The sequence below is a fragment of the Chryseobacterium tongliaonense genome (assembly GCF_041224435.1).
GTDB lineage: Bacteria > Bacteroidota > Bacteroidia > Flavobacteriales > Weeksellaceae > Chryseobacterium > Chryseobacterium tongliaoense.
In genome coordinates this window covers 142,659-166,622 of record NZ_JBGFFD010000005.1, presented here as the reverse complement: position 1 = coordinate 166,622, position 23,964 = coordinate 142,659, and the positions used below count along the sequence as shown (strand labels likewise).

Below are 23,964 nucleotides of genomic sequence, written 5' to 3'. Positions count from 1 at the left end.
ACTTTTCTTAAAATATAGCATTCGGATTTTAAAAGCTTTGCGTTATGGTGTATGTAAAATAGTATATAGTTACAATAATTTAAAACAGACATTCGAAAGAGTGTCTGTTTTATTTTAGCACATATTCGGAAATAAAGATTTTAAAACAATAAATTTAATTTTCAAAAATTATTGAAAATTCGATAAATATAATTATATTTGTAATAGAAATTCAAAAAAGAAACAATGAAACTTTCAGAAGCTAAAGAAAAATACGTTCAGACCTGGGGAACATTTGCAACCAATTGGGGAATCAACCGGACGATGGCGCAGGTTCATGCTTTGCTTTTGGCAAGTGGAAAACCTCTTTCTACCGATGAGGTGATGGAGCAGCTTGAAATTTCAAGAGGAAACGCCAATATGAACTTACGGGCATTAATGGATTGGGGAATTGTGAAAAAAGAATTTGTAAAAGGTGACCGGAAAGAGTATTTTGTGGCAGAAAAAGATGTCTGGTTCCTGTTTAAGCAGATCACTAAAGAACGCAGAAAAAGGGAGATAGAACCTGTCATTTCCTTTTTAGAAGAACTGAAAAATATTGAAGATAAAGATTCTGCAGAAGCAAAAGAATTCGTAAAGCTGATGGAAGATTTCAGTTCAGTTACAGGAAAGATCAATAACATTATGGATCTTGCAATTAAAAGTGATGATCACTGGCTGGTCGGGAAGATCACCAATTTATTAAAATAGAAAGGATTCAGTATCCTTTTTTATTTCAGATTAATTTTCAAAAATTATTGAAAATATAATATTTATAAAATGTTTAATATAATCTCATATGTGCTTTTTCTTTCCGTCAGTTCTTATATCACCATTGATGTAGGCAGGAGATGTTTTAATTCAGGAAAAGTTTATCTGGAATACCTGCTCAAGGACACCGATTTCTGTTTAAAAGTGAACCGAATATTACTGGGAAGCTACTATCTTCTGAATCTTGGTTATATCGCAATCAGCTTAAGCTTCTGGGAACAGATAACAAATATGGAGCAGGTTTTATCAACGGTTTCTATTCGTATCGGATATATCATTATGATTCTCTGTTTTTTACATTTTACAAACATATTTAGCCTTTATATTCTAAGAAAAAAACTAACATTAAAATAAATTATTATGACCGCAACAGTTTTAACCCAGACGTACAATTTTTCAGCGTACATGATTTATTTACCGATTGTAATCACACTTACCATATTGGTTTCTCAATTTCTGTTTAAAAATTCAAAAACATTTATGATTGATATTTTTCATCAGAAAGAAGATATTGCAATGGCAACCAATTCACTTTTTAAAATCGGATTTTACCTTTTGAATATCGGTTTTGCCCTTTGTATCATTGAATTTTTCCAGATAGAAACGGTTGAAAGGCTGGTAGTGAGCGTAAGCAAAAAAATAGGTGGATTTTCAATCTATCTCGGAATTATGATGCTGCTCAACTTATTACTCTTCCTGAAAGGTCGTAAGCACGCAATGAACAGACAAAAAACAATTGAAAATGAAAAAGCTGCTCTTTAAAACCTGGATGTATTTTACTTTCAGATTTCAGAATAAACGAACCAGAGGAGATTTTTTAAACCTTTAAAATTAACAGCCATGAAAACTTTTTTCAAATATGATTTTTATTTTCAACTTCTAATGCTCATTGCCTATTTATTAGGGTGGATTTTCATAAAGTTATTTAAGATAGATTGGGAAAACTACTTTTTATTATTTTATTATGCTGTAGGTGGATCCCAGTTGATTAGTTATCTCTTAAGGTTAATGATGAAATACCATAAAAATTGGATATATATAATTTATGGAATATTGATTATACCGGTTTGGCTGATTCTATTTTATGAAATTCAGATTGAAAAAGTAGGCGGATTTTATTTCTACATTCTTTTCTTTTCATTGGCTTACAGTCCTGTTCTGGCTTTAGTTTACATCTTTTATACCTTCCAGACAAATAATTTATATAATTCTAACAATAAATAAATTATAAAAATGAATCACCTTGAATTAATAAAAAAAGTAGAATGGAAAGACCTTAAATCCCTTTCCGTTAAAGAAATGCTGATTGAAAATAATATCAGCTTACCATGGCTTTTTATCTCCTTATTTTTAGCCTATAAAGGATATTACGGGTGGGCGGTTCCGTTTTCAGGGTTTTATTTTCTTACGGCACTAAGGCAGGTTCATAATGGTTTTCATCATTCGATGGGAACCGGAAAATTTCTGACATGGCTGTCATTATATCTCAACAGTATTCTGATGATGGTTTCCATTCATGCTGTGAAATTCAATCATATCCGGCATCACAAATTCTGCCTTTCAGAAGAGGATTATGAAGGGAAATCGGCATCCATGAAATGGTACCAGGCTATTCTGTACGGTCCCAAACACATATTTCTGATTCATTGGATTACTTTTAAGCATGCCAATAGAAATTATAAACGGAATATGATGCTGGAACTGGTTTCAATGGCTGTTGTTATATTCATTATACTTTATTTTCAGATTCATTTTTTGATGTATCATCTCTTGATAATGATTGTGGGAGAATTTTTAATGGCATTCTTCGCAGTATGGACAGTTCATCATGATACCCATGAAAATCCCAAGATTGCAAGAACCTAACGCGGATTCTGGAAAAATAAATTGACCTTCAGTATGTTTTATCACATGGAACATCATTTGTTTCCCGCGGTTCCCACCATAAAACTGCCCGAGCTCGCCCGGAGAATCGATAAAGTATTACCGGAATCAGATAAAAAGCAAACTTTTTAAAATGTGGAAAATTGAGATAGAAACAGGGGTCAAAGCTGTTCTATCAACCCTCAACTCTCAACTCTGATCCAGCCAGTAAATCTCAGCGTTTGCCAGTTCATTTAAGGATGATTAAATTAGCGGAAAGTATTACTGTATGCCCGCAAAACAAAAAACTAAAACCTTATTTCTGGCTTCACTTTTTATTTCATCCGCATTTTTTTCCCAGGCTCATAATGTTTCCGAAGGATATGAGAAACCTACAGATCCGCTTGTTGTGCAGAACCTCGAGCAGTGGCAGGACCTCAAATTCGGGCTTTTCATGCACTGGGGTACCTACAGCCAGTGGGGAATCGTGGAAAGCTGGAGCTTATGCCCGGAAGATGAATCCTGGACTCAGCGAAAACCTGAACATGGCAAATCCTATAATGAGTATGTGAAGAATTATGAAAATCTTCAGACCACTTTTAATCCTACTCAGTTTAATCCGCAGAAATGGGCAGATGCAACCAAAAAAGCCGGAATGAAATATGTGGTTTTTACAACCAAGCATCATGATGGTTTTGCGATGTTTGATACAAAACAATCCGATTATAAAATTACATCTTTAAAAACACCCTTTTCTAAAAATCCGAAAGCAGATGTAGTGAAAGAAATTTTCAACACATTCAGAGGTGACGGCTTCAAAATCGGAGCTTATTTCTCCAAGCCGGATTGGCATTCCGATGATTACTGGTGGTCATATTTCCCGCCCAAAGACCGGAATGTAAACTATGATCCTAAAAAGTATCCAGCACGATGGGAAAACTTTAAAAAATTTACCTTCAATCAGCTTAATGAAATTACGTCCAACTACGGTAAAATCGATATCCTGTGGTTAGACGGCGGTTGGGTACGCCCGTTTCACACCATAGATCCGAACGTAGAATGGCAGAGAACCATCAAAGTAGAGCAGGATATTGATATGGATAAAATAGGAACTATGGCCCGGAAAAACCAACCCGGTATCATCATTGTAGACCGTACTGTTCCCGGAAAATGGGAAAACTATGTTACTCCCGAACAGGCGGTTCCCGAGCATGCCCTTTCGATTCCGTGGGAAAGCTGTATCACGATGGGAGATTCTTTTTCTTATGTTCCGAATGACAACTATAAATCTTCTCAGAAAATCATTGAAACCTTAATTAAGATCATTTCCAGAGGCGGAAATTACCTGATGAATATTGCACCGGGGCCAAACGGTGATTATGATGCCGTGGTTTATGAAAGATTAAAAGAAATATCCGGCTGGATGGATAAAAACCAGTCTGCTGTTTTTGCAACGAGAACCATAGCTCCTTATCATGAAGGAGATTTTTATTATACCCGGAGCAAAGACGGGAAAGTTGTCAATGTTTTTCATATCAGTGAAAAAGCAGATTATCAGACACCGTCAGAACTAAGCTTTTCAATTCCTGAAAATATTAAACCGAATACAGTGAAAGTTCTAGGTATTTCGTCTAAAATTAAATGGAATAGAGAAGGGAATACAATCAAAGTTCAGCTTCCCGAAGAGCGTACAAAACTGAAATATTCAACCGTTATTAAAATAACACAATAATGAAGTGGTATCGTTTTAAACTTACGGGAATAGCTTTTATTTTAAGTACGGCTCTTATTTCTGCACAAACGGAAAAGCCTTTATACAAAGACCCGAAGCAACCTGTTGAGGTAAGAGTTCAGGATCTGCTTAAAAGAATGACTCCCGAAGAAAAATTCTGGCAATGCTTTATGATTTCCGGAGATCTGGATAATGTTCCTGAAAACCAGTATGAGCATGGGATTTTCGGATTACAGGTAAGTGCCGGAAATCAGGGAAACGGAGCAGCCGGACAGATGCTGAAATACAATGCCGATGAAGATGCAGAAAGACTCGCAAAAAAAATCAATGCCATACAGAAATATTTTGTAGAAAAATCAAGACTTGGAATTCCCATTATCCCTTTTGATGAAGCTTTACACGGTTTGATGCGTGAGGGAGCAACGGCCTTTCCACAGGCAATTGGCTTATCCGCTTCTTTCAATCCTGATCTCATGAAACAGGTTTCTGCAGCAATCGCTAAAGAATCACGTTTGAGAGGCATCCGGCAGATTTTAACTCCGGTAGTGAATCTGGCCAGTGATGTGCGATGGGGGAGAACAGAAGAAACTTATGGTGAAGATCCGTTTCTGACTTCCGTTATGGGAGTGAGTTTTGTCAATTCTTTTGAAAATCAGGGAATTATTACCACTCCGAAACACTTTTTAGCCAATGTCGGAGAAGGTGGAAGAGATTCATATCCGATCCACTGGAGCAAAAGATATCTTGAAGAAACCCACCTGATCCCTTTTTATAAAGCATTCACACAGGGGAAAAGCAGATCGGTAATGACGGCTTATAATCTTCTTGACGGAAGACCTTCTACAGCCAGTCATTGGTTGTTGACTGAAAAGTTAAAACAGGAATGGAATTTCAAAGGCTTTGTCATCAGTGATGCAAGTGCCGTTGGTGGTGCCAATGTTTTGCATTTTACCGCAAAAGATTATGATGATGCCTCTGCACAGGCTATTAATGCAGGCTTGGATGTGATTTTCCAGACGGAGTATAAACACTACAAATTATTTATTCCACCGTTTTTAGATGGGAGAATTTCCCCGGAAAGAATCGATGATGCGGTAGCAAGAGTTTTAAGGGCAAAATTTGAACTGGAATTGTTTGAGAACCCGTATGTTTCTGAAAAAGAAATCAGTGAATTAAAAAAGCTCAATCATAAGCCTTTAGCAGAAAAAGCTGCTGCTGAATCCTTTGTCCTGCTTCAGAATAATAACAAAACTTTACCTGTTCCCGATCATATAAAAAAAATCCTTGTGGTAGGCACCGATGCCGCTGATGCAAGATTAGGCGGTTATTCCGGACCGGGAAATCAAAAGGTGAGCATTCTGGACGGAATTAAAAATTTCACAGAAAACAAAAATATTGAGATTCTTTATTCAAAAGGAATCGACTGGAACCTGAAAAGCTTTGCAACAGTTCCCAATGAATTTTTATCTTTTGAAAATAAGAAAGGTTTAAAAGGAAGTTATTTTTCAGACAATGACTTAAAAGGAAATCCTGTTATTGAAAGACAGGATGACCAGATCAATTTTAAATGGACATTATTTTCCCCGGATACTGAAAAGCTTCAACCGGATAATTACAGCGTTCGCTGGAAAGGAAAACTGACAGCTCCGGGCACAGGAAAATATAAGCTTGGACTACGCGGAAATGATGGATTCAGACTGTACCTGAATGGTAAATTAATAATTGACCAGTGGGAAAAACTGAGCTATTCAACCCGTACGGCAGAAATAGATTTTGTGAAAAATCAGCAATACGATATGGTCATTGAGTTTCATGAAAACAGAGGTGAAGCCAACATTGAGCTGATTTGGGATTATGGAGTACATGACGGTCAAAAAGATTTTAATGATGCTTTAAAATTGGCGGAGAGTGCTGATTATATTATGGTGGCAGCAGGAATCCATGAAGGAGAATTCCAGGACCGGTCTTCATTAAGCCTTCCCGGAAATCAGGAGAAATTTATTCATGAAGTTTCAAAATTAAACAAACCGGTGACCGTTATTTTAGTAGGCGGCTCTGCCATAAAAACGACAGGCTGGAAAGATGAGGTAGGGGCAATTTTAGATATCTGGTATCCCGGAGAAGAAGGTGGAAATGCTGTGGCGAAAATACTTTTCGGGGCAGAAAACCCATCCGGGAAATTACCCGTTACATTTCCTGTTGAAGAAAGCCAGCTTCCGTTGACCTACAACCATCATCCTACGGGAAGGGGAAACGATTATTATGATTTAAGCGGGGAACCTTTGTATCCGTTCGGTTTTGGGTTGAGCTACACCACATTTGAAATTTCCGGTCTTACACTGGATAAAAAAACATATTCTGAAAATGAAACCATTATTGCTAAGGTCAACGTTAAAAATACCGGCTCAAGAGAAGGAAGTGAAGTCGTTCAGCTGTATATGAAAGATTTGCTGGCTTCCGTTTCCAGACCGGTCATTGAATTGAAAGGCTTTCAGAAAGTAAGCCTGAAGCCCGGAGAATCAAAACAGATAACCATCGAAGTTCCCGTAAAAGAACTGAAATTCTTAGATGAGAAAATGAACTGGGTTATTGAAAAAGGAACATACAGAATCCTGGTAGGAAACTCATCAAAAAATCTTTATTTAAAACAAAATATTGAAGTTAACTGATCATGTTATAAATACTTAAACGAAATAAAAAAGAACAGGAATCTTCCTGTTCTTTTTGTATGATAAAGTTCCCCCTGTTTTAATATACTTTTCTTGCGAGTAACAGATTCAGTAAAAATGTACCGGTCCAGTTACTGTTATTACTACCGTTAGTTCCGATAAAATCAATGCGTGCAACAGAAACCGTAAGTCTTGTTTTTCCCAGAGTTCCGTTATTGGCAAGGCTGACAAAAGATGCTGTGAAAACATCCGGGAAGCTGGAGTTGTTCCCCGCTGTTAAGATGGGATACATATTGGCAATATTAAAAGGAGTTCCCTGATATTCATAAACAATAGTCATTCTGCTTGCATTGGAAAACCCGGCGGTGTGCGCATATGTAGTTGAAGTTTTACTGATCACCCACCATTGATCAGGAGCCGTTCCCGTATCATAAGTTGTGACTGTATGGTTGGCCCAGTCCGCAACAGCCGAAGTCCCCGATCCGTGCGGAGGAATAGACAATTGGGTACCATACACTTCAACGTTGCCCGGTTTCGGTAAGGCTGAGAAGGAAAGATCCCAGGTTCCGCCTGTTGTATTGGTGTTATTGACTACCTCTGCATAAGCTCCCGTAGGAACAACAAATGTAGGAACAGGATTATTATCTACTCTTAAAGTATTACCGCTGGATGCCTGAATCGTAATACTGGAAGTCGAAATATTTTTGATTTTATAAATCCTTCCTGTAAAACTCGTTGTACCTGTTCCGATAACGGGAAGAGTAAAGGTCGTATTGGCTGTTCCGTTATACGTAAGATAATGGTCTGTCGCGGTAATGGTGTAAGCTGTCGCGGTAATCTGTTTGTAATCTGCACCTAAAGATCCGTTAACTGCTAAAGTGCTGTTTGGATTCTGTGTTCTTATCCCTACCTGTGCATAAGAAAACACAGACCATAGTAAAATGATCGAATAATAATTTTTCATGTTTTTTTTTGTAAAAATAAAAAAAAATATCATTTGATGTTGCTAATAATGTGATTATTATGTAAAATATTAATGGTTTACATAATTTAATAGTTTTAAAATTATTATGAATCTGTTATGGCTGCCTTTTTACAAGAGATACTGACATAGAAAATAATACATCAAGATGTAACTGAATAAAAAAATAAACCGGATCGAAGAAAAGAAACTCACAGAATTTTGGTATGATATATGTAATATTTACTTCAAAATCGAATGAATTTAATTAATAATCATTATTTGATTAAGATCATTCAAAAAAGTAAATGTCATGAAAAAGTTACTTATATCAACAATTTTATTATTAGGATTGACGATGAATGTTTCAGCACAGACACATCCTTCACCACCGCCTCATCCTTCTAAAAGTGAATTGATCACTATGAAATCGCGTGAATTGGATAAAAGATACAATGCAGAAAGAAAAGCGATTTTAAACCATCCGTTAGCCACTAAAAAAATGAAGCAGGATCAATTAAAAGCTTTAAATGAAAAATACCGGAGCCAGAAAAGATTACTTAAAAAAATGTAATAATCCCTTTTTTTTAGAAAATATTAAAATTGATATAGTTTAATTCTATATCTCCGGTTTTATGAAATTTTTAACTTAAAATAAAATTTATTAGAGAGAATACTTTTTGTATTCTCTTTTTTGTTTAAAATTATATGAAAATGATATTAATGATGCATTGTGATATGAATTTTCCGAAACATGGAACATCCAATATTTTTCCTTAAATTCGCATAAAAATTTTAAACTAATGAATTACGATATTATTGTCATCGGAAGTGGTCCCGGTGGATATGTTACAGCTATCAGAGCGGCACAGTTGGGTTTCAAAACCGCAATTATCGAAAAAGAAAATTTAGGAGGGATTTGCCTTAACTGGGGATGTATTCCGACTAAAGCTTTATTGAAGTCTGCTCAGGTTTTTCATTATATCAACCACGCTGAAGATTATGGTTTGAATAAAGTGGAGGGAAGTTTTGAGTTTCCGAATGTAATTCAAAGAAGCCGCGGAGTTGCCAACAAAATGAGCAAAGGGATTGAATTCCTGATGAAAAAGAATAAGATTGATGTAATTCTTGGTACCGCTAAAATTTTAAAAGACAAAAAAGTTTCCGTTACAGATAATGAAGGAAAAACGACTGAATATTCAGGAAGTCATATCATCATTGCAACAGGAGCACGTTCAAGAGAATTACCGAACTTACCACAGGACGGTAAAAAAGTAATCGGATACAGACAGGCGTTATCTCTTCCTGAGCAACCGAAATCTATGATTGTTGTAGGTTCCGGAGCTATCGGGGTAGAATTTGCCGATTTCTATAATACAATGGGAACTAAAGTGATGGTTGTTGAATTTATGCCGAACATCGTTCCTGTAGAAGACGAAGAAATCTCTAAACATTTAGAGAAATCACTGAAAAAATCAGGAATTGAAATCATGACCAACGCTTCTGTAGAAAGCCTGGATACAAGCGGAGAAGGTGTAAAAGCTAATGTGAAAACTGCAAAAGGAAACATTACACTGGAAGCTGATATCGTACTTTCTGCGGTAGGTATTGCTGCAAACATCGAAAACATCGGTTTAGAAGAAGTTGGAATCCAGACAGATAAAGGAAGAGTTTTAGTAAACGAATGGTACGAAACTTCAGTTCCGGGTTACTATGCAATCGGGGATATCATTCCTACTCAGGCTTTAGCTCACGTTGCTTCAGCAGAAGGAATTACCTGTGTTGAGAAAATCAAGGGAATGCACGTTGAGAAAATCGACTATGGCAATATCCCGGGATGTACATACTGTCACCCTGAAGTTGCTTCCGTAGGTCTTACAGAAAAGCAGGCTAAGGAAAAAGGATATGAAATCAAAGTAGGAAAATTCCCTCTTTCTGCAAGTGGTAAAGCGACTGCAAACGGAAATACGGATGGTTTCATCAAAGTAATTTTCGATGCTAAATACGGTGAATGGTTAGGATGCCATATGATTGGTGAAGGGGTAACCGATATGGTTGCTGAAGCTGTTGTAGCCAGAAAACTGGAAACTACAGGTCACGAGATCATTAAATCAATCCACCCGCACCCGACGGTTTCGGAAGCGATCATGGAAGCTGCTGCCGCTGCTTACGGAGAAGTGATTCACATCTAAGATCAAAATACCATATATATAATTAAACCACAGATTTTGTCTGTGGTTTTTTTATGAAAGTACCTCTGAAATTTGTTCCAACTTTCATTTTGGAACATTCATACTTCATTTATTTCTCACTTTTGGTGAAACTTTACGAGTTAATATCATGAAGAAATTTTTATTTATTATTATTTGCGTATTTGCCTTAATGATTGGAGCATATCCGCTGATCTATGTTTTCGTTGATCATCAACATACTTTTTTAAGTTCCAAGATTCCGGAAGTTTTGCACAATATGACCTGGAGAGTATCTTTCTTTTCCCATATTATTTTTGGTGGGCTGGCATTGTTTATCGGGTGGCGGCAATTTGGAAATAAGTTTCGGAATAAAAGACCTGTCGTTCATAAAGTGATCGGGAAAATATATGTCTTTTCTGCAGTTATCAGTTCCATATCCAGTATCTATTTAGGATTTTATGCCAATGGAGGGCTGATTTCTTCCCTGGGGTTTATCTGTTTGGGAGTGATTTGGCTTTATACCACCGTTTTCGCTGTTTTAAAAATTAAAAAGGGCAACATTCAATTGCATCAGCGTCTGATGATTTATAGTTATGCATGTGCTTTTGCTGCCGTGACTCTCAGACTGTGGTATCCGTTGCTGAAATCCTGGATAGGAGATCCTGATCATGCTTATCTTGCAGTCGCCTGGTTGTGCTGGATTCCTAACCTTATTGTTGCCGGATTAATTAACAGATATAAGTTTTCAGTTTAGGAAATAAGGGCTGTTTATTAAAATAATTTTAAAATCAATACATTTAGAAAAATTAATCTGGTTTTCTCGCCTTGTTTTATTAATTTTAATTTATGAATTTTGATAAAGTCGGGCTTGTTTTATCAGGGGGTGGCACCAAAGGTATTGCCCATGCAGGAGTTTTAAAATTCTTGAGCGAAAAAAATATAGATGTAGATGTTCTTTCCTGCTGCAGTGCAGGATCGATAGTCGGATGTCTGCATGCTGTAGGGAAAACTCCCGAAGAAATTCTGGAATTTTTCAATTCGGTGTATTTTTTCAATTGGAAACATTTTACCTTCAACCAGCCGGGATTGGTATCTTCGGTTATTTTCAGAAATTATCTTAATCCTATCTTTCATGATTTAAAATTAGGAGATCTGGATAAAGAGGTGAAAATTGTGGCAACAGCTTTGGTTTCCGGAACCCAGAAGATTTTTGACGAAAACTTTAAAGTGACTGATGCAATTATTGCGTCCTGTTCCATTCCCGGAGTTACCACGCCTTACATCATCGATGATGAAATGTATTGCGACGGCGGCGTTTTAAATAATTTTCCGGCAGATATTATCCGGGATGAATGCGATAAGCTGATCGGTGTTTTCGTTTCTCCGCCACATGATATTGATATTAAAGATTTAAAGTCTATTAAAGCCATTGTTTCGCGTTCATACGACCTTCTTTCCTACAGAATTGAAAGGGTGAAATTCGATCATTGTGACTGGTTTATCTCCTCTCAGGATTTATCCAATTACGGAACTTTTGAGAGAAGGAAAGACCGCCTGGAAGAAATATTCAACATAGGATACAACGCAGCCAGAGAAAGCTTTACAGAAAGTAATTTCTTTACTGAGCTGAAGCAGTCAGGAACATAAATACAAAACAATCCCATTTTTTCAATGGGATTGTTTTTTTATAATACATACTTTTTTTAATAATTAAGACAGGCTTTCTGTTTGTGTATAGCTTGCAAAAGCCTCCTCAAGACTGTCAAATTTCCCCTTAAACTCATCAATAGGGCAGTCCTGAAGAATATTCCCTTTATGGATAAGGATTACACGGGAACAAAGGGCTTCAACTTCCTGCATGATGTGGGTGGAAAGCAAAACTGTTTTTTCTTTTCCTATTTCTTTCACCACATTTCTGATTTCAATGATCTGATTCGGATCGAGGCCGTTTGTAGGCTCATCTAAGATCAACAGGTCAGGCTGATGAATGATCGCCTGCGCAAGGCCCACTCTTTGCTTGTATCCTTTGGAAAGCTGACCGATTTTCTTCGATTTTTCAGGAGTAATTCCTACAAGCTCAATAACTTCGTCCACCCTTGTTTCAGAGATTTTGTGGATATTAGCCACAAACTGAAGATATTCCTTTACATACATTTCCAGGTATAAAGGATTGTTTTCCGGGAGAAATCCGATGATTTTTTTGCTTTCGATCTCGAAGTCGGAAATATTTTTACCGTTGAAGATAATCTGTCCTTCATCTATTTTCAGGGCACCGACAATAGATTTCATCAAAGTAGATTTTCCTGCTCCGTTGGGGCCGAGAAGACCTATGATTTCATTTTTTTCAATTGAAATGTTGATGGTGTCGAGTGCGGTTTGTTCACCAAATTTTTTGGTCAGATTGATAATTTGAAGAGACATAATATGTAATGATCTTTTTGCAAAAATAAAAATAAAAAACTCATTCGGACAGAATGAGTTGAGTTATATTAAAAAAATGCAATTATTTTCTTGATTTCTTATTCTTATTGTTTGAAGAAGATGATCCTGAAGACGCAGTATTGGAGCCTTCATTTGAATGGATGTTATTCATTGTGGCGGGTTTTTCATACAACGCAGATTTTCCGGTACTTTTCCCGAATATTTTATCGACCTGCTTCTTATTTAAAAACTGTGATTTTCCAACATATTTTCTGTTCTTATTGATATATTGGATAAATTGAACGGTCGGCTGGCCGTAATTTCTTTCGTAATTAAGTTCGATGATATCATTAGGAAGCTCAAGGGTGATATTGCTGTCGGGCTGGGAAATAAACCCGTCAGTAATTAATTTATACAGACCCGAAACATCCCCGTTAAGGTTCTGGAAAGAAAAAGACCTGATTGTATTTAGATTGCTGGTATTAAGATCCTGATAGTTGATCGTAAACTTATCTTCTTTTTTATATAAACCAACAGAGTTATCCTTACCAACTTCCACTAAAGATTCGTTTTTCAGCACTTTAATCTGTGAGAAAACCGAAATACCGAACATACAAGTAAATAGTAGAATTATTTTTCTCATTTGAATGAAATTTTAATGTTTTATTGATTGGTGTGTTTAAAAATTATAATAAAAAATGCTAAAAAACTTTATTATTAAACAAAAGTAATACTTTTTTTTAATATCAATACTTCGTTACCTGTTGATGTTATGCGGATCATAAGATGTGTGGTGGGTTTAATTTGTTAATTGGTAGTCTCTTACAAATATTGAAACATTTCAGGACAGGAAAATAATATAATGTAGTTAAACGATTGTCTTAGCTAAAATATTGTAGGTCAGTAAGATTTTGTTTTATTGCAGAATTTTTCCGGTAAAATGTTTCAGGATTTTCATTCATCTTTTTTCCATAAAACTATTGAAGACTATCTGAAAAAATAAACTATTGCATAAAAAAATTAATGATTTCTTGATATTGAAAAAAATCAGAAAAAAGAGAAACTCAAACAAATTTCTCTCCTGATAACCATAAAGACCGTAGCTTATTTCAATTTTTATTTACGAAACGATGTAATCTACGATGGCCTGCGAATGTATTTTTGTGGTATCAAAAACAGGGATTGTAAAATCATCCTGACTGATAAGCATAGGTATTTCCGTACAGCCTAAAATAATACATTCTGCTCCCCGGTGAATAAGCTCGTTGACAATAGAAATATAATTGGTTTTGGTTTCAGGATTGATATATCCGACTCCCAATTCTTCTTTTACCGTGTATTGGATATAATCTCTGGTTTCCTGCTGTTCAGGAATCAATACCTCAAGGCCGTATTCTTCAAGTTTGTTTCTGTAGAAATCCATTTCCATGGTAAATTTTGTTCCCAGGAGCCCCACTTTTTTATATCCTTCCTTATTGATGGCTTTTGCTGTTTCCGCACCGATATGGATAATCGGAAGTTTGACCGTTTCCTGAAGCTGATCTGCAAAAAGATGGGCAGTATTGGCACAAAGAACTATACCGTCTGCACCGCTTTTTTTCAGGTTTTCGCAGGCATTCAGCAAAAGTTCGAAAGAATGCTCCCAGCTTTTAGCCTGTACATCTCCGAAGTTTAAAGAATAAATGATGCATTCTGCAGAATTAAGTCCGCCCAGTTTTGAATTTACGCCTTCATTGATAAACTTATAGTAATCCAATGTTGATACCCAGCTTATACCGCCTACCAATCCTATTTTATTCATGAAATTTTGTTATTTGAATGAGGGACAAAGTTAACTAAAAAAGAAGCTTTTTTCTGAAGTATTTTGCTGTATCAGGGCATTTGAACGATGTATCATGACGAAAGGTTTATTTTTTATATCTATTTTTGTTCAGATAAGACCCAAATCATAATGGTTATAAAGAACAGTAATAGCAATGATATCGAAGAAATTTTCAGATTATACAGGTTGGCCACTGATTTTCAGAGGACCAAAAAAATTGTACTCTGGCCGGAATTTGAGAAAAGCCTGATAGAAACTGAAATTAATGAAAACAGGCAATGGAAAATAATAATAGAGGATGAAATCGCCTGTATCTGGGTTACTACCTTCAGTGATCCTCAAATCTGGGGCGAAAGAAATGCTGATCCTGCAGTATATATTCACCGTATTGCTACCAATCCGAAATTCAGGGGCAGGAACCTGGTCGCCAGAATTGTGGAGTGGGTAAAAAAATATGCACAGGAAAATAACAAGCGGTTCATAAGGATGGATACTGTTGGCGAGAATACTGAACTGATCAATCATTATCAAAAATGCGGGTTTGATTTTCTTGGACTGGTACAGCTAAATAATACGGGCGGACTTCCCGGTCATTATCATAATGCTGAGGTTAGTTTGTTTGAAATTGATATTGTTAAAATTGCAGAAATTAATTAATGCTTAACTAACAACTCTTGGAATTTTCGGTTTTCCGGAATCTGTTTCCAGATGTTAGCAAATTTAATATGTCAATTTATTTAGAATAATCTGTTTTGGGAAGTGGTAGTAATAAAAATATCAAATTCATTTTTATAGCTTCTGCCGACAGGGATCTGGTGGTGACCAAGTAAAACTTCATTGTTGTTAAATGCTGTAACCCATTTAGAATTGATAATAAATGAGCGATGGATCCTTATAAAACCTTTATCAGAAAGAATTAATTCCAGATCATTCATTGTGGTTTTTAAAATAAAGCTTTTATTTTCATGAAGGACAATTTTGATGTCATTTCCCAGGCTTTCAAAATAAGCGATCTCCGTAAGTGAGATTTTGTGCTGTAATCCCTGAGATTTTACAATAATGAAATCCTCGGTATATTCTGTTGGAACATTCCTTAATATGCGGTCTATAGAGGTGAAAAAACGTTTAAAAGTGATCGGTTTAAGAAGGTAGTCCATTGCCTCCAATTCAAAACCTTCTACTGCAAAATCACGATAAGCAGTCGTAAAAATAGTTTTAGGTTTTTTTGTCAATGATTTAAGAAAATCAATTCCGTTTAAGTTAGGCATCTGAATATCAAGAAACATTAAATCAATGGTTTTAGTCTGCAATATTTTATAGGCTTCCATTGCATTTCCTGCTTTTCCAATCAGTTTTAAACCATCAATTTTGGAAAGATGATTTTCTAACAGTGCGATTGCCAGAGGTTCATCATCTACGATAATACAGTTAATCATATTTTTGCAGGAGTGTTTATTTCAACCTTAAAGGTATTATTTTCGTGGGAAATATTCAATTTAAAATGATCCCGATATTGATGCTGTAGCTGCTTTTCAATGTTTTGTAAGCCTATTCCTTCTTCTTTGATGCAGTTATTATTGACACAGGTATTTTCAATCCAGAAAATAGAATTGTTAGTATTGGTTTCTAGATGGATGTGTATTTCGACTTCTTCAGCAATTTTTCCTGCACCATGTTTAAAAGCATTTTCAACCAAAGTCAGGTACAGTAATGGAGGAACGGTATTAGGAGAGTCTATCTTAATAAATTGATGAATTTTTAACCTGTCGTTATATCTTAAACTTTCCAGGGCGATATAATCATTAATAATAGTCAATTCATCAGAAACAGAAATTTGGTTTCTTTGTCCCTTATATAAAATATAATCTAAAATATCAGAAAGACGACTAATGGATTCTGAGGTTTTTTCTGAATTGATCAGCGAAAGTGAATAAATATTATTTAAGGTGTTAAACAAAAAATGAGGATTTAACTGAGATTTCAGAGATTTTAATTCCAGCTCTGCTTTTTCCTGTAAAAGGATCGTAGCATTTTGTTTTTCATCTTTATACCGGAGGATAAACATAATTGATATGAAAATAAACGCCCCACTGATAACGGGAAAGGCATAGTGAAACAAAAGATAATTAATATCTGTAAAAATACTGATTAGGTTATCTTTAGGAGTTTCAACAAAAAAAGGTTCAGCCAGGTAGACAATAAAAATTCTGTTGACCACAGAAATGACATAGATACTTACAGCTAAATACATCCAAAATAGAATGTGTTTTTTCTGATCAAAATATTTTCTGATCAACACATAATAAATAAAATTGGCTCCGATAATCTGAAAAATCCAGTGACAAAAATTATAAATAACCATTTGTTCAAATCCGTCATGGTTATACTCATCATAATTTCTCACAGAACTGAATAAAAACAGAGCCATCCAAAAGAGGACCTGAAAGGAAATATTTTGTTTGAGGCTACTTTCTAATTCAATTTTCATAACCCTAAAAATAAGAAATACCTATCTATTGGAAACATTTGATTGATCAAATCTACCGGATTAAGGGCAAACGGCATGATTCGGAGTTTAAACGGCAATATGGCCTGTATACACCAGAATAAACTTCTTCTGCACCTGCGAATACATTTTATTTCAGGATTTGACAAAATTTGCAATAAAAAATTATGAATCATTTTTCTGAAAGATTGTATGGATTGGATCATTTAAGAGCATTGGCTATTGTATTGGTTCTGATGTATCATTATCGTGCATTTGAACACCCGGCATGGATTGATACTGGTGGGAGATTTGGGTGGACAGGAGTTGATTTGTTCTTTGTATTAAGCGGATTCCTCATATCCGGGCAATTATTTAAAGAAATAGAAAAAGATAAAAAGATCAGTCTGAAAAGGTTTTATATCAAACGCTTTTTCAGGATTATCCCGCCTTATCTTTTTACTCTTGCGCTATATTTCTGCATCCCGTTTTTCAGGGAAAGAGAAATGCTGCCTCCTTTTTGGAAATTTATCACCTTTACTCAGAACTATGGGCTTGATATCATTGATTATGGGACATTTTCCCATGCCTGGTCATTATGTATTGAAGAGCAGTTTTATTTACTGCTTCCTCTGATACTGCTGATTCTGATGAAGACAAGATTTTTTAAATATTTTGTTTTTTTAAGTATCCTGCTTATCGCTTTTTCTTTATCAGCCAGGTTTGTGGAATGGTACAATATTGATGGTGATATTGATTCCGGACATTTCTGGAAAAGCTGGTATATGCAGATCTATTACCCAACGCATACACGATTGGACGGCCTGGTTACAGGAGTTTTGATCAGCTATTTATTACAGTATTCATCAAAGTTCAGAGAGTTTGTACACCACAATGGAAATGCGCTTTTTATATCAGGGGTTATAGTATTGGCGTTCTCATTCTGGATTTGTGACGAGCAGGCTTCAAGGCAAGCCTCAATCTTTGGATTTACTTTTGTAGCCTTAAGTTATGGGCTCATGGTAATGGGGGCCATTTCAAAGTCTTCATTTCTTTCACGGTCAAAATACTATATCACTACACAGCTCGCCGGGATATCCTATACTGTCTATCTTTCCCATAAAGGAATAATTCATATCACCCAAAACATTCTTGAATATCTTAATTTTCAGGTATCGGATAGTATCAGCCTTTGTATTTGCTTATTAGTCTGTATTGCTGTCGGGTTATTTTATCGGTACTTTATTGAAAAACCTTCTTCTTTCATTAAAAATAAATTACTAATGAATAAAAATAAGTCACAAGATAAAATCATTAAAATCTAATAAAAAAACGGTTGTTATTTGGTTAAAGCAGATTAATCAGTAATTTCAACCAGAGAAATTGTACTATACTGAGCAGGACGGGTTTTCGGATTTAAAAATTTTAAGGATAATCTTGTAATTCGATAATGATTTTCTTTATCAATGAATGTATAACTCCTTTTTAGGTTGGGTAAATCTTCATCATAAATGACCAGATAATTTCCTTTCTTTAACTTATTTTGATCAACTCTTGGTGTATTTCTGTGGGTGTAAAAATCAAAAGCCCAGGGTTCAGATCCTTTCAGCATAAAGATTTTTTCCTTTTCAATTTTGTTTTTATTGACAAAATCTGCCATTTTTAAGCTTCCCTGATACTGTGTTAAAACAGGGTAGAACTGGGTATTCAGGTAAATATTAACAGCTATTGAAAAAACTAAAGAAATAAAAACATATTTCTTGAAAATATTCTCTTTTGTAAAAATACGAACCAAAAGATAAGCATATATGATTAATAACAGAATGAAAAAAAAGACGTTGTGAATTCCCGTAAAAAAGTAAGTTAATAAGCCCAGACCGGGAATTGCTGAAAAAATAACCACCAGTTGAATGATATATAAAACTTTCATTTTTTTGGTGGAATTTCTTTTATAAATATCAAATAAATAAGCAGAAGTCAAAATAGCAAGAACAGCAATCAGCCCGTTTAAATAATGGGGAAGTTTGAATTTTGAAGCCGAAAAAAGAAACATCACCAGCCAAAAGCCTCCTAAAGAAAGAAACTCAACACCTCCGATTTTCCTGAATTTATTTTTGATGAAAAAAAATGTTTTCTCAAAAACTCCAAAATAAAAAGCCAGCGAAAATGGTAAAAAAGCCCATAATAATGTATGGAAAAAGAAGAAATAATCCGGGCTAGTTTCATTAAAACCGCTTGCTGTGAGCCGGTTCATACTTTGATTGAATAAAATAAATTTAATACCTTCTTCACCAAACTGATGGTGATAAGCATACAAAACAGGGATGATCCCGACAACGAAACTTATTGTTGCAAAAATTATTTTTAGATTAAAAAATTTCTTCCATTCTCTGGAATACAGCAAATAGGAAAAAATACAGAATCCGATAATGACAATCGCCATTAATCCTTTTGAAGAAAAAGCCATAGCAGTTCCTAATCCGGCAAGAATAACAGCTGAATTATTTTGATGTTGAATAAACCGAACGAACTGCCAAACCGAAAAAATGATGAAACCTGTCAAAACAGCATCAGTTCTTATATCGTGAGCGGAAAGAATGATCGTTTGTGCCGAAAGAAAAATCAGAGAAGCGACATAGCTTGTGTTTTCATTATCATACAAAAGATCTGTCAGCTTTTTAGTTGAAAAAGCTCCCAAAACCAATGCCAGCAAAGCTGGAATCCTGTATGCAATATGATTGATTCCAAAAATTTTCATTGAAATGGCAGCGAGCCAGAAATGAAGATGAGGTTTATCCAGGTAAGGGTTTTCTCCTTTGTAAATGTTGAAAAAATCATTGTTTAAAGTCATTCTCATAGCCATTGATGCATGTTGTGCAGAATCGTTTTCCATGAGCGGAATAAACAGACCGGAGATATAGACCAGAGAAAAACCGATATAAAGAAATAATAACTGGCGGGGCGATAATAGTAACACTTTGTTCATACTAATGAATAATTTTTTTAATAATTTTACTAAAGCTCGCAAAGCAAATTTAAAAAAATCCTTTTAAAATAATGGATTATAAAAAATTTTATTCAATAGTGATTCCAATGTATAATGAGGAAGGGAATGCCGGACTCATTATCGACCGTATTATGGAGACGATGAATGGTTATCTCTATGAGTTGATCCTCGTAGATGACAATTCAAAAGACAGGACTGTAAAAGAAATTATCGAGAAGAATGACCCGAATGTAGTGCTCATTCAGCTGAAAAGAAACTACGGCCAGAGTTCTGCAATGATGGCAGGTTTCGACTATGCCTCAGGAGATTATATTATTACGCTGGATGGAGATTTACAGAATGATCCAAGCGATATTCCTGCAATGGTTGATTTGCTTGATCAAGGGAATTATGATTTGGTTGTGGGAAAACGTCAGGACAGGCAAGATTCTTCACTTAAGACAATCCCTTCAAAAATTGCAAATATCATTATTAAAAGTACTACAAAGCTTAATATTTCTGATCAGGGTTGTGCACTGAAAGTTTTCAGATATGAAACGGCAAAAGATCTTAACCTGTATGGTGAAAACCATAGGTTCATCAGTCTGATGGCCCATTTGAACGGGGCGAGTATCGCTGAAATTCCCGTAAAGCACCACGCCCGGCAGTTTGGTGTTTCCAAGTACAAGATCAACAGGACTTTTAAGGTTATCAACGACCTTCTGTTGATTTTATTTAATCAAAAATATCTGACAAAGCCGATTTATCTTTTCGGAAATATCGGAATGATTGCTTTTACGCTTGGAATGTTTATTAATGTTTATCTTTTAGTCGAAAAATTATTAGGACATGATATCGGGGGAAGACCTTTGCTGATTTTGGGAATTCCATTGATTTTTATCGGAATCCAGTTTTTTACCACAGGAATTATCATTGATATGCTGATGAAAACATATTACGAATCTCAAAGCAAACGACCCTTCAATATCAGAAAAATCACCAATTTTGGAAAAAAAGAATACGAAAAAAATATTTACTAATATTCTGAAAATATTTGTCAGTATTGTTTTGTTATATTTTGTTTTCAGGAAAATACCGCTTCAGGATGTTGCAAAAATCTGGTCAACACTCAATGTTTGGTATGCAATCCCGGCTGCAGTTTTTTTCCTTGCTTCACAGGTTTTATCAACAAAAAGACTGGAATTTTATTTACGGGCAAATGATTTTAATCTAAATTTCAAAAGCAATCTTGAACTTTATTTTTTAGGAATGTTTTACAATTTCTTCATTCCGGGTGGAATAGGAGGGGATGCTTACAAAATTTATATTTTAAATAAAAAATTGGGGTGGAGTTTGAAAAAGCTGACTTCTGCCATATTCAATGACCGGCTAAGCGGATTGCTGGCAATTTCTGTTTTAATCCTGAGGTTTTCAATATTTCTATTACCTGCTAAATGGATTCTTCTGCCAGTGATCATGATCATTATGGGTATTTTATTGACCTATTTTATGATTAGGAAACTCTTCTCCGTGTACAGGACGATTTTTATAAAAACATTTTTGATCTCTGTTTTAATTCAGATTTTGCAGGTTATCTGTTTTTTATTCCTGCTGAAAAGTTTAGGGGTAAATGAAAATTTTACGGTTTATATCATTACATTTTTAGGAAGCTCAATTTTAAGCTTACTGTCATTTGCAGGAATCGGAGTAAGAGAATTTTTGTTTCTTCAGGCTTCAAAATATTTTAATTTTGATGCATCAGTCTCTGTGTCTGCTTCTTTACTGTTTACGGTGGTTACCATATTTTTCTCTCTTTTCGGATTAATATCAATATTTAAAAAAAATCATTTAAAAAGTAACAATTCATTGGAGGAATATTAGACTAAGATCTGAGATATACAATGTATTGACATTTTGAAATTGAGAATCACTAAAGAATTAAGTCGCTCATAATTATATTTTTATCTGAGTATGGTTTGAATTTCATAATTTTACTCAATGAAAGAAAAGGTTACCAGAGTCATTTCAGATTTTAACAATGAACTGAAGCTTAAAGGGTTTAAGGCATTTCAGATAGAACAGGATATGAATGATACCCGTATCTACAGCAGAAAAGAGTTCTATAAGATTTGTCTTACAACAGGCAAAAGCAGGATTCATTATTCTGACAAAAGTTTTGAGCAGGAAGGTACAATTCTGTTTTTTGGTAATCCTCATATTCCTTATTCCTGGGAAACAATATCTACAACTTATATCGGTTATACGATTTTGTTTTCAGCGGAATTTTTTAAAAACTCAGAACGTTCGGAAAGCCTGCAACAGTCATCTTTTTTTAAAATCGGCGGAACACCCGTTTTAAAAATTACAGAGGACCAGAGAGATTTTCTCAACACGATTTTTCAGAAAATGATTGCTGAACAGGAGAGTGATTATGCATATAAAGATGAGCTGATCCGCAATTACATCAGCCTTATCATTCACGAATCTTTAAAGCTGGAACCTTCTGACAATTACGATCAAAGTAAAAATGCGGCTTTCAGATTGTCGTCAGTTTTTCTTGAGCTGCTGGAAAGACAGTTTCCCATTGAAACAACAGATTCTCCTCTTACCCTGAAGACAGCCCAGCGCTATGCGCAACATTTAAATGTACATATCAATTATTTGAACCGTGCGGTAAAAGAGGTGACAGGCAAATCTACGACGGTACATATTACCGAACGCATCATCACTGAAGCAAAAGCATTATTGCAGCATACCGACTGGAGCATTTCGGAAATCGCCTACGCGCTCGGATTTGAATATCCTACTTATTTTAATAATTTCTTTAAAAAACTTACCGGAACCAATCCAAAAGCTTTCAGAGCTAGTGAGGTTTGAATTTCTTAATTTTTGGTTTGATAATCTTTAACCGTCAGCCTGCACTTGTTTCTACTTTTGTATCAGTAATTTTTAAAATAAAATCAGATATGAAAATAGCAACAGCAATTGTGGCTTTGTCCTTATTATTCACAGGACGGGCATTCGCACAAAACGGTAAATCAAATCAAAGAAAAATGAATACAACAGAAAAAGCAGACCATTATACATTTCAGTTAAGTGATAAGGTAACACGCCAGAAAGTAACTTTCAAAAACCGTTATGGGATTACATTATCCGGTGATTTTTATCTTCCTAAAAATACAGGATCTGCGAAGCTGTCTGCACTGGCAATTAGCGGGCCTTTTGGAGCCGTAAAAGAACAATCATCAGGATTATACGCCAATCAGATGGCAGAACGTGGTTTTGCGGTTATTGCATTTGATCCGTCTTATACAGGTGAAAGCGGTGGTGAGCCCCGAAATGTAGCTTCACCGGATATCAATACAGAAGATTTCAGTGCTGCGGTAGATTTTTTAGGACTTCAAAAAAATGTGGACAGAAACAGAATCGGGATCATCGGAATTTGTGGTTTCGGCGGAATGGCATTGAATGCCACTGCGGTTGATAAGCGTGTGAAAGCCGTTGCAACCACCAGTATGTATGATATGACAAGGGTAATGTCAAAAGGTTATAACGATGTGATGACCCTGGAACAGCGTACAAAAGCGCTGGAACAAATGAGTCAGCAGCGTTGGACAGATGCGGCGAACGGAACAACGGCAATGGGTCCACGCAATTTGCCTGAAAAGTTAACAGGAAATGAGCCGCAATTTATAAAAGAATATTTCGATTATTACAGAACTTCCCGTGGCTTTCACGAACGTTCTGTTAATTCTACCGGAGGCTGGACGGCTACTAATGCCTTGTCTTTTATGAATATGCCTTTGCTGAGCTATATTAAAGAAATCTCTCCGAGACCGATGCTTTTAATAGCAGGTGAAAATGCACATTCCCGTTATTTTTCTGAGGATGCTTATAAAATGGCCGCTGAACCGAAAGAACTGATGATTATTCCTAATGCGGTTCACGTGGATTTATATGATAAAGTTGATGTCATTCCTTTTGATAAATTGGATGCTTTCTTCAAAACCAATTTAAAATAATATCATTACCGAAGACGAATAC

General features: G+C 35.4%; 23 protein-coding genes and 1 pseudogene. 17 read left to right on the top strand and 7 right to left on the bottom strand.

The annotated features are described in order from the left end of the window. The first annotated feature begins 225 nt into the window (after window positions 1-225). From AB8P06_RS12515 to AB8P06_RS12485, 7 genes and pseudogenes are all read left to right on the top strand, one after another. Window positions 226-729 carry a GbsR/MarR family transcriptional regulator gene (locus AB8P06_RS12515; protein ID WP_369842213.1) on the top strand — a complete coding sequence of 168 codons (504 nt, stop codon included), beginning with the start codon at window positions 226-228 and terminating at the stop codon, window positions 727-729. A 69-nt stretch (window positions 730-798) separates the two neighbouring features. Beyond that, window positions 799-1,143: a hypothetical protein gene (locus AB8P06_RS12510; RefSeq protein ID WP_369842212.1), complete on the top strand. Its 345-nt coding sequence runs from the start codon at window positions 799-801 to the stop codon at window positions 1,141-1,143. Window positions 1,144-1,149: 6 nt separating this feature from the next. Further along, on the top strand, window positions 1,150-1,551 hold the full coding sequence (locus AB8P06_RS12505) for a hypothetical protein (RefSeq protein ID WP_369842210.1): 402 nt from the start codon (window positions 1,150-1,152) through the stop codon (window positions 1,549-1,551). A 471-nt stretch (window positions 1,552-2,022) separates the two neighbouring features. Next, on the top strand, window positions 2,023-2,655 hold the full coding sequence (locus tag AB8P06_RS12500) for a fatty acid desaturase (RefSeq protein ID WP_369842208.1): 633 nt from the start codon (window positions 2,023-2,025) through the stop codon (window positions 2,653-2,655). An 18-nt stretch (window positions 2,656-2,673) separates the two neighbouring features. Beyond that, window positions 2,674-2,805, top strand: a pseudogene (locus tag AB8P06_RS12495) (fatty acid desaturase); the annotation flags it as partial. A 136-nt stretch (window positions 2,806-2,941) separates the two neighbouring features. Then, complete coding sequence (locus tag AB8P06_RS12490; RefSeq protein WP_369842206.1) at window positions 2,942-4,384, top strand: alpha-L-fucosidase; 1,443 nt, start codon at window positions 2,942-2,944, stop codon at window positions 4,382-4,384. Further along, window positions 4,384-7,053: a glycoside hydrolase family 3 N-terminal domain-containing protein gene (locus AB8P06_RS12485; protein ID WP_369842204.1), complete on the top strand. Its 2,670-nt coding sequence runs from the start codon at window positions 4,384-4,386 to the stop codon at window positions 7,051-7,053. The genes AB8P06_RS12490 and AB8P06_RS12485 overlap by 1 nt, the downstream gene beginning before the upstream one ends. Window positions 7,054-7,132: 79 nt before the next feature. On the opposite strand, the gene AB8P06_RS12480 is transcribed toward AB8P06_RS12485, so the two are convergent. Continuing rightward, window positions 7,133-8,017: a hypothetical protein gene (locus AB8P06_RS12480; RefSeq protein WP_369842203.1), complete on the bottom strand. Its 885-nt coding sequence runs from the start codon at window positions 8,015-8,017 to the stop codon at window positions 7,133-7,135. A 310-nt stretch (window positions 8,018-8,327) separates the two neighbouring features. On the opposite strand from AB8P06_RS12480, the gene AB8P06_RS12475 reads away from it, so the two are divergent. From AB8P06_RS12475 to AB8P06_RS12460, 4 genes are all read left to right on the top strand, one after another. Continuing rightward, complete coding sequence (locus AB8P06_RS12475; protein WP_369842201.1) at window positions 8,328-8,588, top strand: hypothetical protein; 261 nt, start codon at window positions 8,328-8,330, stop codon at window positions 8,586-8,588. Between the two features lie 229 nt (window positions 8,589-8,817). Then, entirely contained in the window at window positions 8,818-10,206 is a 1,389-nt protein-coding gene (gene lpdA / locus AB8P06_RS12470; RefSeq protein ID WP_369842199.1) for a dihydrolipoyl dehydrogenase, read from the top strand. 148 nt (window positions 10,207-10,354) lie between these two features. After that, window positions 10,355-10,960 (top strand): DUF2306 domain-containing protein, encoded by a 606-nt coding sequence (locus tag AB8P06_RS12465; RefSeq protein WP_369842197.1) that lies wholly within the window; start codon window positions 10,355-10,357, stop codon window positions 10,958-10,960. Window positions 10,961-11,052: 92 nt separating this feature from the next. Then, window positions 11,053-11,853 carry a patatin-like phospholipase family protein gene (locus tag AB8P06_RS12460; RefSeq protein WP_007843712.1) on the top strand — a complete coding sequence of 267 codons (801 nt, stop codon included), beginning with the start codon at window positions 11,053-11,055 and terminating at the stop codon, window positions 11,851-11,853. A 63-nt stretch (window positions 11,854-11,916) separates the two neighbouring features. On the opposite strand, the gene AB8P06_RS12455 is transcribed toward AB8P06_RS12460, so the two are convergent. The 3 genes from AB8P06_RS12455 to AB8P06_RS12445 all read right to left on the bottom strand — a co-directional run bounded on the left by AB8P06_RS12455 (window position 11,917) and on the right by AB8P06_RS12445 (window position 14,428). Continuing rightward, the gene (locus tag AB8P06_RS12455) at window positions 11,917-12,627 is read right to left on the bottom strand and encodes an ABC transporter ATP-binding protein (protein WP_369842195.1); all 711 of its coding nucleotides are present in this window, start codon (window positions 12,625-12,627) and stop codon (window positions 11,917-11,919) included. 82 nt (window positions 12,628-12,709) lie between these two features. Next, the gene (locus AB8P06_RS12450; RefSeq protein WP_369842194.1) at window positions 12,710-13,270 is read right to left on the bottom strand and encodes a hypothetical protein; all 561 of its coding nucleotides are present in this window, start codon (window positions 13,268-13,270) and stop codon (window positions 12,710-12,712) included. Window positions 13,271-13,747: 477 nt separating this feature from the next. Then, a complete protein-coding gene (locus AB8P06_RS12445) occupies window positions 13,748-14,428 on the bottom strand; it encodes an aspartate/glutamate racemase family protein (RefSeq protein WP_369842192.1) in 681 nt (226 codons plus the stop codon). A gap of 150 nt (window positions 14,429-14,578) precedes the next feature. Here AB8P06_RS12445 and AB8P06_RS12440 point away from each other — a divergent pair, with 150 nt between their 5' ends. Continuing rightward, window positions 14,579-15,106: a GNAT family N-acetyltransferase gene (locus tag AB8P06_RS12440; RefSeq protein ID WP_369842191.1), complete on the top strand. Its 528-nt coding sequence runs from the start codon at window positions 14,579-14,581 to the stop codon at window positions 15,104-15,106. A gap of 80 nt (window positions 15,107-15,186) precedes the next feature. Here AB8P06_RS12440 and AB8P06_RS12435 read toward each other — a convergent pair whose 3' ends face one another. Continuing rightward, entirely contained in the window at window positions 15,187-15,885 is a 699-nt protein-coding gene (locus AB8P06_RS12435; RefSeq protein ID WP_369842189.1) for a LytR/AlgR family response regulator transcription factor, read from the bottom strand. Next, entirely contained in the window at window positions 15,882-16,937 is a 1,056-nt protein-coding gene (locus tag AB8P06_RS12430; protein ID WP_369842188.1) for a sensor histidine kinase, read from the bottom strand. The genes AB8P06_RS12435 and AB8P06_RS12430 overlap by 4 nt, the downstream gene beginning before the upstream one ends. 185 nt (window positions 16,938-17,122) lie before the next feature. Here AB8P06_RS12430 and AB8P06_RS12425 point away from each other — a divergent pair, with 185 nt between their 5' ends. Then, complete coding sequence (locus tag AB8P06_RS12425) at window positions 17,123-18,259, top strand: acyltransferase family protein (RefSeq protein ID WP_369842187.1); 1,137 nt, start codon at window positions 17,123-17,125, stop codon at window positions 18,257-18,259. A gap of 32 nt (window positions 18,260-18,291) precedes the next feature. Here AB8P06_RS12425 and AB8P06_RS12420 read toward each other — a convergent pair whose 3' ends face one another. Beyond that, window positions 18,292-19,920 carry an ArnT family glycosyltransferase gene (locus AB8P06_RS12420; protein WP_369842185.1) on the bottom strand — a complete coding sequence of 543 codons (1,629 nt, stop codon included), beginning with the start codon at window positions 19,918-19,920 and terminating at the stop codon, window positions 18,292-18,294. 71 nt (window positions 19,921-19,991) lie between these two features. Between AB8P06_RS12420 and AB8P06_RS12415 the strand changes: the two genes are divergently transcribed. From AB8P06_RS12415 to AB8P06_RS12400, 4 genes are all read left to right on the top strand, one after another. Beyond that, window positions 19,992-20,960, top strand: a complete 969-nt coding sequence (locus AB8P06_RS12415; RefSeq protein ID WP_369842183.1) for a glycosyltransferase family 2 protein — start codon at window positions 19,992-19,994, stop codon at window positions 20,958-20,960. Next, a complete protein-coding gene (locus AB8P06_RS12410; protein ID WP_369842181.1) occupies window positions 20,926-21,801 on the top strand; it encodes a lysylphosphatidylglycerol synthase transmembrane domain-containing protein in 876 nt (291 codons plus the stop codon). The genes AB8P06_RS12415 and AB8P06_RS12410 overlap by 35 nt, the downstream gene beginning before the upstream one ends. Window positions 21,802-21,918: 117 nt before the next feature. Further along, window positions 21,919-22,797 (top strand): helix-turn-helix domain-containing protein, encoded by an 879-nt coding sequence (locus AB8P06_RS12405; RefSeq protein WP_369842179.1) that lies wholly within the window; start codon window positions 21,919-21,921, stop codon window positions 22,795-22,797. A gap of 89 nt (window positions 22,798-22,886) precedes the next feature. Beyond that, window positions 22,887-23,942 (top strand): alpha/beta hydrolase, encoded by a 1,056-nt coding sequence (locus tag AB8P06_RS12400; protein ID WP_369842177.1) that lies wholly within the window; start codon window positions 22,887-22,889, stop codon window positions 23,940-23,942. The last annotated feature ends 22 nt before the right edge of the window (window positions 23,943-23,964 follow it).